The sequence below is a fragment of the Streptomyces sp. NPDC059477 genome, from assembly GCF_042749375.1.
GTDB lineage: Bacteria > Actinomycetota > Actinomycetes > Streptomycetales > Streptomycetaceae > Streptomyces.
In genome coordinates this window covers 78,480-88,367 of sequence record NZ_JBHYUG010000011.1, presented here as the reverse complement: position 1 = coordinate 88,367, position 9,888 = coordinate 78,480, and the positions used below count along the sequence as shown (strand labels likewise).

8 protein-coding genes are annotated in these 9,888 nt (G+C 72.5%); 2 read left to right on the top strand and 6 right to left on the bottom strand.

The genetic code is table 11. The features are described from left to right. Positions 1 to 80 precede the first annotated feature (80 nt). From hflX to miaA, 6 genes are all read right to left on the bottom strand, one after another. Positions 81 to 1,574: a GTPase HflX gene (hflX, locus tag ACFXAZ_RS08455; RefSeq protein WP_384586657.1), complete on the bottom strand. Its 1,494-nt coding sequence runs from the start codon at positions 1,572 to 1,574 to the stop codon at positions 81 to 83. Positions 1,575 to 1,996: 422 nt separating this feature from the next. Then, the gene (locus ACFXAZ_RS08450; protein ID WP_384586732.1) at positions 1,997 to 3,496 is read right to left on the bottom strand and encodes a M1 family metallopeptidase; all 1,500 of its coding nucleotides are present in this window, start codon (positions 3,494 to 3,496) and stop codon (positions 1,997 to 1,999) included. Between the two features lie 303 nt (positions 3,497 to 3,799). Beyond that, positions 3,800 to 6,055, bottom strand: coding sequence for a RelA/SpoT family protein (locus ACFXAZ_RS08445; protein ID WP_384586655.1), 2,256 nt, complete (start codon positions 6,053 to 6,055; stop codon positions 3,800 to 3,802). 307 nt (positions 6,056 to 6,362) lie between these two features. Next, entirely contained in the window at positions 6,363 to 7,238 is an 876-nt protein-coding gene (dapF, locus tag ACFXAZ_RS08440) for a diaminopimelate epimerase (RefSeq protein WP_384586653.1), read from the bottom strand. A 105-nt stretch (positions 7,239 to 7,343) separates the two neighbouring features. Then, positions 7,344 to 7,874 (bottom strand): hypothetical protein, encoded by a 531-nt coding sequence (locus ACFXAZ_RS08435; RefSeq protein WP_384586651.1) that lies wholly within the window; start codon positions 7,872 to 7,874, stop codon positions 7,344 to 7,346. A gap of 107 nt (positions 7,875 to 7,981) precedes the next feature. Beyond that, positions 7,982 to 8,920 carry a tRNA (adenosine(37)-N6)-dimethylallyltransferase MiaA gene (miaA, locus tag ACFXAZ_RS08430; protein ID WP_384586649.1) on the bottom strand — a complete coding sequence of 313 codons (939 nt, stop codon included), beginning with the start codon at positions 8,918 to 8,920 and terminating at the stop codon, positions 7,982 to 7,984. A 181-nt stretch (positions 8,921 to 9,101) separates the two neighbouring features. Between miaA and ACFXAZ_RS08425 the strand changes: the two genes are divergently transcribed. Both ACFXAZ_RS08425 and ACFXAZ_RS08420 read left to right on the top strand, forming a co-directional pair. Then, positions 9,102 to 9,383, top strand: a complete 282-nt coding sequence (locus tag ACFXAZ_RS08425) for a hypothetical protein (protein WP_384586647.1) — start codon at positions 9,102 to 9,104, stop codon at positions 9,381 to 9,383. 25 nt (positions 9,384 to 9,408) lie between these two features. Further along, the gene (locus ACFXAZ_RS08420) at positions 9,409 to 9,786 is read left to right on the top strand and encodes an antitoxin (protein WP_384586645.1); all 378 of its coding nucleotides are present in this window, start codon (positions 9,409 to 9,411) and stop codon (positions 9,784 to 9,786) included. The last annotated feature ends 102 nt before the right edge of the window (positions 9,787 to 9,888 follow it).

Here is a 9,888-nt window from a genome sequence, read left to right as displayed (position 1 = left end):
ATCTCGTCGCCGCCCCCCCCCCCCACGGGCCCCCCCCCCGGGCGACGAGGAGCGGGCCCTTCACTTGCCTACGGGTCCCGTCAAAGCGCCGGTGCCGGAGCGTACGGCGTGAGTTCCGCCGCCAGTTCCTCGTGCACCCGCACCTTGAGCAGGGTGCCGTCCGCCGTGTGTTCCTCGGAGAGCACCTCGCCCTCGTCATGGGCGCGGGCGACCAGCTTGCCGTGGGTGTACGGCACCAGGGCCTCGATCTCGACCGACGGTCGCGGCAGCTCTGTGTCGATCAGCGCGAGCAGCTCGGCGATGCCCTGACCGGAGCGGGCCGAGACCACCAGGGAGCGCTTCTCGACGCGCAGCAGGCGCTGGAGGACCAGCGGGTCGGCCGCGTCCGCCTTGTTGATCACGACGATCTCCGGTACGTCGGTGGCGCCGACGTCCCTGATCACCTCGCGCACGGCGGCCAGCTGCTCCTCCGGGACCGGGTGCGAACCGTCCACCACATGCAGGATCAGATCGGCGTCGCCGACCTCCTCCATGGTGGAGCGGAACGCCTCGACCAGGTGGTGCGGCAGATGCCGGACGAAACCGACGGTGTCCACGAGCGTGTAGCCGCGCCCGCTCGGGGTCTCGGCCCGGCGCACGGTCGGGTCGAGGGTCGCGAACAGCGCGTTCTCGACCAGGACGCCCGCGCCGGTGAGACGGTTGAGCAGCGAGGACTTGCCCGCGTTGGTGTACCCGGCGATGGCGACCGACGGGACCTTGTGACGGCGGCGCTCCTGGCGCTGGATGTCACGCCCGGTCTTCATCTCCGCGATCTCCCGGCGCATCTTCGCCATCTTCTCGCGAATGCGGCGCCGGTCCGTCTCGATCTTGGTCTCACCGGGGCCACGGGTGGCGAGGCCGCCGCCCTTGCCGCCGCCCATCTGCCGGGACAGCGACTGACCCCAGCCGCGCAGCCTCGGCAGCATGTACTGCATCTGCGCGAGCGCGACCTGGGCCTTGCCCTCTCGGGACTTGGCGTGCTGGGCGAAGATGTCGAGGATCAGGGCCGTACGGTCGATGACCTTGACCTTGACGACGTCTTCGAGGTGGATCAGCTGGCCGGGGCTCAGCTCACCGTCGCACACGACCGTGTCCGCGCCCGATTCGAGCACGAGGTCGCGCAGCTCCGCGGCCTTGCCGGAACCGATGTAGGTGGCGGCGTCGGGCTTGTCGCGGCGCTGGACCACGCCGTCGAGCACGAGCGCGCCCGCCGTCTCGGCGAGGGCGGCCAGCTCCGCGAGGGAGTTCTCCGCGTCCTGCGCGGTTCCGGAGGTCCAGACACCGACGAGGACGACCCGCTCCAGACGGAGCTGGCGGTACTCGACCTCGGTGACGTCCTCCAGTTCGGTGGAGAGGCCCACCACGCGGCGCAGGGCCGCGCGGTCGGAGCGGTCGAGCTGGTCGCCGTCGCGCTCGCCGTCGATCTCGTGGCTCCAGGCGACGTCCTCTTCCATCAGGGCATCGGCCCGAAGACCTTCGGGGTAGCTGTGCGCGGGGCGCTGACTGTCCTGGGAAGGGGAAGAGGAGGAGGTCATTTGATCCTTACGTCGATGGAGTGCCATGGGCCGGCGACGGGGCCGGTGGCGGGGGGCTGCCGATACGGCCCCGTCACTGATCACAACGCCCGGGACCACCGGGAGATTCCCGAGGCCAGGGCGTCGAATCCGGTGGCTCCGGACCGTGTCGCCGACCTGACGATGGTCTCACGGCCCCCTCGTCCCGTCACCGTGTTATCCGGCGGCCTCACCGCCGCGTCGTTGTGCGGCGACACTCACCGCTGCCCGGTTACCTTGCGGCCTCGCCGCTGCCCCATTCCCGGCGGCCTCACCGCTGCCCCATTACCCGGCGACCCACACCGCCGCCCAGTTCTCCGGCGCCCCTCACGGCCGCCCCCTCGCCCGGCGGCCCTCGCCGCTGCCTCGTCACCCAGGGACCAGGGGCCAGGGACCAAGGACCTCTACTTCGCCGGCGCCGTCGTCGCCGCCTGCCGCTTCCAGTCCGGATGGCCCGGCATCGGCGGGGTCTTCTCCCCGTACAGCCACCCGTCGAGAAACCCGCTCAGATCACGCCCGGCGGTCTCGGAGGCCAGGGCGACGAAGTCCCCGGTGCTCGCCACGCCGTCGCGGTAGCGGCTCACCCAGGCCCGTTCCAGCCGGTCGAAGGCGGGGGTGCCGATCTCCTGGCGGAGGGCGTAGAGGATCAGCGCGCCACCGTCGTAGACGTTGGGACGGAAGATGCCGATCTTGTCGCCGGGCGCGGGCACCTTGGGGGCCGCCGGTGGGCCGCCCGAGGCGCGCCAGCGGTCGGAGACGCCGTACGCGGCCCGCATCCGTGCCTCCAGCGTGCGGCCGTCGCGCTCCTCCGCGTACAGGGCCTCGTACCAGGTGGCGTGGCCCTCGTTGAGCCACAGGTCGGACCACGCGCGCGGGGAGACGCTGTCGCCGAACCACTGGTGGGCCAGCTCATGGACCATGATCGAGTCGACGTACCACTCCGGGTAGGCGGGTTCCATGAACAGCTCGCGCTCGAAGAGGGAGAGCGTCTGGGTCTCCAGTTCGTAGCCGGTGGAGGCGTCCGCCATGAGCAGGCCGTACGTCTCGAAGGGGTAGCGGCCGACCTTGCGCTCCATCCAGGAGATCTGCTCGGGGGTCTTCTTCAGCCAGGGTTCGAGCTGCTCGCGGTACTGCGTGGGGACGACATCGCGGACGGGCAGGTCGTGCGGGCCGGTGCGGTGCAGCACGGTGGAGCGGCCGATGGAGACCTGGGCCAGTTCGGTGGCCATGGGGTGGCGGGTGCGGTAGGTCCAGGTCAGCGTGTCGCCTTCGCGGTCGACGCCCGCGGGGAGGCCGTTCGCGACCGCCGTGTAGCCGCTCGGGGCGGTGACGCGGATGGTGAACAGGGCCTTGTCCGAAGGGTGGTCGTTGCACGGGAACACGGTGTGGGCGACATCCGCCTGGTTGGCCATCGCCAGACCGTCCGCGGTGCGCACCCAGCCGCCGTCCCGGCCTGGCGGGGGCGTGGGATCGCTGGTGTGCCGCACGGTGATCCGCATCCATTCGTCGTCGCCCAGCGGGTCCTCGGGCGTGATCACCAGATCCTCTCCGGCACCCGTGAACGCGGCGGGCTCACCGTCGACCATGACCGACTCGACCTCGCCGTGGGTGAAGTCCAGGTTGACCGTGTCGAGTGGGCGGGTCGTCCAGGCGTCGATCGTGGTGACGGCCTGGAGCGGCTCGCTGTTGCTGCCGCCGTAGGTGAAGGACAGGTCGTACGCCGCCACGTCGTACCCCGGGTTGCCCAGGTACGGGAAGAGTCGGTCACCGACGCCCAGCGGCACCGCGGGTGCGCTCGCCGCGACCAGGCAGCCGGAGACGGCGGACGCGAGCAGGGCGGACCTCAGCCGACGGAGGTTCCTCGCTCGCGGGGCCCCGGAAGCGAACGTCCCCGAGCGGAACATCCCGGAGGGGAACATCCCGGAGGCGAGGGTCCCGGAGGCGAGGGTCCCGGAAGGAAACGTCCGGGACGGGAGCGTCCCCGAAGGGCGAGCGAGCGGTGCGCGGCGGGTACGGGAACTGTGCGGCATGCACCACGGCTATCAGCCGGGCAGGCGCGCACCGGGGAGGACGCGCGCCGGGCCCACTCGAACGGTCCCTGCCCATCGGGCCCGGGGCCCCGCCCCCTCAAGCCCAGGAACGGGCACCCGCCCACTCAGGTCCAGGCGAAGGGGCACCGGCCCACTCAGGCCCAGCAAGGGGCACCTTCAGGAGGCCGCCGCCGCATGCCGCGCCCGGTTCACGTCGAACACCCCCGGCACATTCCGCATCGCGCGCATGAGGGCGGGCAGGTGGGAGGCGTCGGGCAGCTGAACCGTGTACGTGTGCCGGACCTGCTGCTGGCTGGGCGGCTCCACCGTCGCGGAGACGATCTCGGCGCCCTCCAGGGCCATCGCCTCGGTCAGGTCGGCCAGCAGATGGGGCCGCACGAACGATTCGGCGACCAGCGTCACCCGGCACTCACTGGACTCGCCCCAGCGCACGCCGATCTCCGCGCGCCCCGCGCTCTTCATCCGGGCCACCGCGGCGCACTCCGCGCGGTGCACGGTCACCACTCCCCCGCGCACCGCGAATCCGGTGACCTCGTCGGGCGGTACGGGCGTACAGCACCCGGCGAGCCGTACCGCCGCGCCGGGCTGGTCGAGGACGACGTTGGCGGCCGGGCGCGTGGACTGCGGCACGGAGACCGCCGCCGTACGCTCCGCCCCCTCAGGAGACGCCACCGACGCCACCGGCGGACCCACCGGACCCGCCGGCCCCGATGGACCCGCCCCATCCAGAGCCACCGCAGTCACCGCCCCCGGCGGCACCCCCTCCGAAGCCGCCCCCTCCACAGCCGTCCCGTCCGCCGGGGCCGGGTGGGTCGTCAGCCAGCGCTGGATCGCGATCCGCGCGGCGGCGGTGTGGGCGTGGTCCAGCCACTCGCGGGACGGTTCGGAGGCCGGGTCCTGGCCCATGAGGAGCTGGACGGTGTCGCCGTCCTTGAGGACCGTGCTCAGCGTGGCGAGACGCCCGTTGACGCGCGCGCCGATGCACGCGTGCGCGTCCTCCCCGTACTGCGCGTAGGCGGCGTCCACACAGCTGGCGCCCTCGGGCAGGCCGAGGGTGCCGCCGTCCGGGCGGAAGACGGTGATCTCGCGGTCCTGGGCGAGATCCTCGCGCAGGGTCGACCAGAAAGTGTCGGGGTCGGGCGCGGCGCGCTGCCAGTCGAGGAGCCGGGAGAGCCAGCCGGGCCGGGTGGGGTCGATGCGCTCGCCCTCGGCCGGGGACTCCTCGGTGCCGGGCGTGTAGGGGTTGCCGAGCGCGACGACCCCGGCCTCGGCGACCTTGTGCATCTGGTGGGTGCGGATGAGCACCTCGACGACCTGTCCGTCGGGACGCGCGACGGCGGTGTGCAGCGACTGGTAGAGGTTGAACTTCGGTACGGCGATGAAGTCCTTGAACTCCGACACCACCGGGGTCATACAGGTGTGCAGTTCGCCCAGTACGGCGTAACAGTCGGCGTCCTCCCCCACCAGCACCAGGACCCGCCCGAAGTCGGCGCCCCGCAACTGCCTGCGTTTACGGGACACCCGGTGCACGGAGACGAAGTGGCGGGGCCGGACGAGGACTTCGGCGGGGATGTCGGCGTCCTGGAGCACCGCGCGGACGTCGCCCACGACCTCGGCGAGCGGATCGGCCGCGCGGGCGTCGTTCTCGGCGATCAACTCCCGGGTGTGCGTGTACTCCTCGCGGTGCAGGATCGCGAAGACCAGATCCTCCAGCTCGGTCTTGAGCGCCTGGACGCCGAGCCGTTCGGCGAGCGGGATGAGGACATCGCGGGTGACCTTGGCGATACGGGCCTGCTTCTCGGGGCGCATCACCCCGAGCGTGCGCATGTTGTGCAGCCGGTCGGCGAGTTTGATCGACATCACGCGGACGTCGTTGCCGGTGGCGACCAGCATCTTGCGGAAGGTCTCGGGCTCGGCGGCGGCCCCGTAGTCGACCTTCTCCAGTTTGGTGACGCCGTCGACGAGGTAGCGGACCTCCTTGCCGAACTCGGTGCCGACCTGGTCGAGCGTCACATCCGTGTCCTCGACGGTGTCGTGGAGCAGGGAGGCGGTCAACGTCGTGGTCTCGGCGCCGAGTTCGGCGAGGATGAGGGTCACGGCGAGGGGGTGGGTGATGTACGGCTCGCCGCTCTTGCGCATCTGGCCGCGGTGCGAGGACTCGGCCAGGACGTAGGCCCGGCGCAGGGGTTCGAGGTCGGCGTCGGGATGGTGGGCGCGATGGGCGTCCACGACATGGCCGATGGCGTCGGGCAGCCGGTCGCGGGCGGGTGAGCCGAGCAGGGCGCGCTGGCCGAGCCGACGCAGGTCGAGCCGGGGTCGGGCCTTCCTGCGGGCGGTCTGGCCGGTAGCGGGGCCGTACACGGGGTCCGTGATCGGGCCTGGGGTCGCGGGGTTCGTGGCCTCCGCACTCATGGGCACCTCCGGCTGCGTCGACCGGCGGACGGGCTGCCCCATGGCGGACACGGGCTCAGGGGGTGACGACCGTCCCCCGTCCGGGCCGGTGCTTGATGCTACCGAGCCCACCACGCCCGGCAGACCGCCTCCCGCCGAGCGTGAAACGGATCACCCATTCGAGCGACTGCGGCAAGGTTTGGCTGAGCGTCGGCTGTGAAGGGACGGGCGTGCGCGCTCGCACACCGATTCCGGGCCGACGCGCCCGCGCGCGAGGCTCCCGCGGCATCCGGGCGGACCCGCGCGGACCCGCGCGGTGCAGCCCCCGTCAACTCCGGCCCACCACACCCCCGAGCCACTCCCCGTCGATCTCCCCCCGCGCCACGATCACCGCGGGGCCGGTCATCTCGATCTCGCCGTCGGGGTGTTCGGTGATCACCAGCCGGCCGCCGGGGACATCCACGGTGTACGTCACCGGAGTCCCGGTGACGGACGGGTCGGCGCCGTCGCGGCGGGCGGTGGCCACGGCGACCGCGCACGCGCCGGTGCCGCAGGAGCGGGTCTCCCCGGAGCCGCGCTCGTGCACCCGCATCGCCACATGACGCGGGCCCCGGTCGGCCACGAACTCGACGTTCACCCCGTCCGGGTACGCGGCGGCCGGGCCGAACGGCGGCGGCGTGCGCAGATCCCCGGCGTGGTCGAGGTCGGCGACGAAGGCCACCGCGTGCGGGTTGCCCATGTTGACGTTCCGCGCGGGCCACGCGCGTTCGCCGACGCGCACGGTCACCTCGCCCTCGGGCAGCCGGGCACGGCCCATGCCGACGGTGATGTCGCCGTCCTTGGCGAGGTGCACCCGCTTGACGCCCCCGCGCGTGGCGATGGCGAGGTCGCCCTCGGTGACCAGCCCGGCGTGCTGGAGGTAGCGGGCGAAGACCCGGACGCCGTTGCCGCACATCTCGGCGATCGAGCCGTCGCCGTTGCGGTAGTCCATGAACCACTCGGCCTCGGCAGCCATCCCCCGGGCCGCCGGGTGCGCGGCGGAGCGCACCACGTGCAGCAGTCCGTCGCCGCCGATGCCCGCGCGGCGGTCGCACAGGGCGGCGACGGCGGCCGGGGGCAGGTCGAGGGCGTTCTCGGGGTCCGGGACGATCACGAAGTCGTTCTCGGTCCCGTGCCCCTTGAGGAAGGCGATCCGCGTGCTCATCCCTCGATCGTACGGGCCCCCGCGCGGGCCGTGCCCGGTGCGCGCCAGTCCCGCGCACCGCTCAGGGACCGCCTTGGGAGCGCTCAGGGACCGCCCGGGGAGCGCTCAGCGCAGCCGCGCCACGCGCCACACCGCGAGCACCACGACCGCGCCCACCAGCAGCGCGTACGCCAGGACGATCCGCCAGTCCGGGCGCTTGCCGGAGCCGCGCTGGGGCAGGCCGGGCCAGGAGTGGCCGACACGGCGGGCGGCCATCATGCCCCAGCCGGCGGCGCAGGAGCAGATCAGCAGGCCCAGCATCGCGATCACGGCCCCGCTGTCGCCGAAGTCGAAGGCGAGCGGGAAGGCGAACATCAGGGAGCCGAGCGCGGCCAGGCCGACGATGGGGGCGAGCTGCCAGATCCGCAGCCTGCGCTGGGGGCGCAGCTCGACCTCGACCTCGGGGCCGCCCGCGAACATCTCCTCGGGTTCCGGTCCGTCCTGGCTGACCCCGTCGGCGGTGTCATCGGGCCCGTCAGGGCTCAGGTCGGGGCTCAGCTCGGGGCTCGGAAGAAGATCGTCCGGCTCCGGCCGGCCGCGGTCCGCGGCGGTGACGGGTTCGGTGTCTTGTGCGGTGTCGCGAGGGCCGGCCTCCATCGCCACGCGCCCTCCCAACTCGGACTCCACTGGTCGATCGAAGCTCGATGATGGCACGGTCCCGAACGCCCGGATGACGGCCTGGGCGTCCCGATGCCAGGACGTGATCAGGCTGTGACCGGTCGTTCGACCAACGCCAGTGCGAGCCGGGGAAGTTCCCGGAGGTCCGCCACGGCCCCACTGAGCCAATGCACCCGGGGATCGCGCCTGAACCATGAATCCTGGCGGCGCGCGAAGCGCTTGGTGGCCCGGACGGTCTCCGCGCGGGCCTCCTCCATGGAGCACTCCCCGGCGAGCGCGGCGAGTACCTGCTGGTAGCCGAGGGCCCGCGAAGCCGTACGCCCGTCGCGCAACCCCTGCGCCTGGAGTGCGCGCACTTCCTGGACCAGCCCGGCGTCCCACATGCGGTCGACCCGGCGGGCGATGCGCTCGTCCAGCTCGGGGCGGGCCACGTCGACGCCGATCTGCACGGTGTCGTAGACCGAGTCATGGCCGGGAAGGTTCGCCGTGAAGGGCCGGCCGGTGATCTCGATCACCTCCAGCGCGCGGACGATACGGCGGCCGTTGCTCGGCAGGATCGCCCGCGCGGCCTCGGGATCGGCGACGGCGAGGCGGGCGTGCAGCGCCCCGGAGCCGCGCAGCACCAGCTCCTCCTCCAGGCGGGCCCGCACCCCGGGGTCGGTGCCGGGGAACTCCAGGTTGTCCACGGCCCCGCGGACGTACAGCCCGGAGCCGCCGACCAGGACCGGCCAGCGGCCCTCGGTGAGCAGCGCGTCGATACGGGCGCGGGCCAGCCGCTGGTACTCGGCGACGGAGGCCGTGACGGTGATGTCCCAGATGTCGAGCAGATGGTGCGGTACGCCGTCCCGCTCCCGGGGCGTCAGCTTGGCGGTGCCGATGTCCATCCCCCGGTACAGCTGCATGGAGTCGGCGTTGACGACCTCACCTCCGAGCTGCTGGGCGAGGTGGACGCCCAGATCGGACTTTCCGGCCGCGGTGGGGCCGACGACGGCGATGACTCGGGGGGTGGGGGGTGCGCTGCTCACGGCACCAGTCTCGCAAACCTCCCACTGGGCCCTCGAACGAGTTACGTGACGGGCGGGGTGCGGGGTCGTTGCCCGATGCGAGGTTTCGCCGCCTTCGCGAAGAGGCGGTGCCCCGGGCGGCGCAATCGGACGCACCGGGTGACGCGGGATTTCCCCCGCACGAGTAACGTATGGAGTGGATATGGGCGTTTTTGCGCGACTTCTTCGACGGTCCAAGGCCACGGAGGAGGTCGCCACGGAGGAGGCGTCGACCACCGCGGCTCCGGCCGTGGAGGCGGCTGCTGAGACCGTGGTGGAAAAGGCCGGCGAGGCGGCGGAGCCGACGGGCTCGGACGAGGTGGCGACCGGGGAGCCGGCGGCGCGGGACGCCGGGGGCCGGACGACCGCAAGTGTCGAGATTCCCAAGCAGCAGTCCGCCGAGCAGGCCGCCGACAACGATGCCGACGAAGGCGCCCGCACATGATCGGGCCCGCGAGGGAAGGTGGACCATGGGTCTCCTGGACAATTTGAAGGCCAAGCTCGCCCCGGCCAAGGACAAGGTGTCGGACCTCGCGCAGCAGCACGGGGACAAGGTGACGCACGGCATCGACAAAGCCGCGAAGGCCGTCGACGAACGGACCAAGGGCAAGTACAGCGAGAAGATCCATACCGGTACGGACAAGGCCAAGGGCGCCATGGACCGCCTCGCGCACAAGGAGGGCCCGGAGGGCACCGCCGGTCCGGGACACACCGGCACCCCCGGAGCGGCGGGCACCACCGGCAACGCCGGTGACACCGGCAATACGGGTACGGGTACGGGTACTACAGGCAGCACCGGGTCAGGTGGCGGCACCCCGCCCCCCGACTCCGCACCACCCGCCTCCTGAGGCGACGGCACACCCACCGGCGGACGGACGGCCGCGGAGCATGCGCGCTCCCGGCCGTTGGCCGTTCTTCCGCGCGCACCCGGTGGCCCGCATGTCCGCGTG

Bases quoted from the DNA above. Each gene is read 5' to 3' on its own strand.
- dapF (WP_384586653.1), bottom strand. From the start codon at position 7,238: ATGAGCACGCGGATCGCCTTCCTCAAGGGGCACGGGACCGAGAACGAC.
- ACFXAZ_RS08450 (WP_384586732.1), bottom strand. From the start codon at position 3,496: ATGTTCCGCTCGGGGACGTTCGCTTCCGGGGCCCCGCGAGCGAGGAAC.
- ACFXAZ_RS08420 (WP_384586645.1), top strand. From the start codon at position 9,409: ATGGGTCTCCTGGACAATTTGAAGGCCAAGCTCGCCCCGGCCAAGGAC.
- ACFXAZ_RS08425 (WP_384586647.1), top strand. From the start codon at position 9,102: ATGGGCGTTTTTGCGCGACTTCTTCGACGGTCCAAGGCCACGGAGGAG.
- ACFXAZ_RS08435 (WP_384586651.1), bottom strand. From the start codon at position 7,874: ATGGAGGCCGGCCCTCGCGACACCGCACAAGACACCGAACCCGTCACC.
- hflX (WP_384586657.1), bottom strand. From the start codon at position 1,574: ATGACCTCCTCCTCTTCCCCTTCCCAGGACAGTCAGCGCCCCGCGCAC.
- ACFXAZ_RS08445 (WP_384586655.1), bottom strand. From the start codon at position 6,055: ATGAGTGCGGAGGCCACGAACCCCGCGACCCCAGGCCCGATCACGGAC.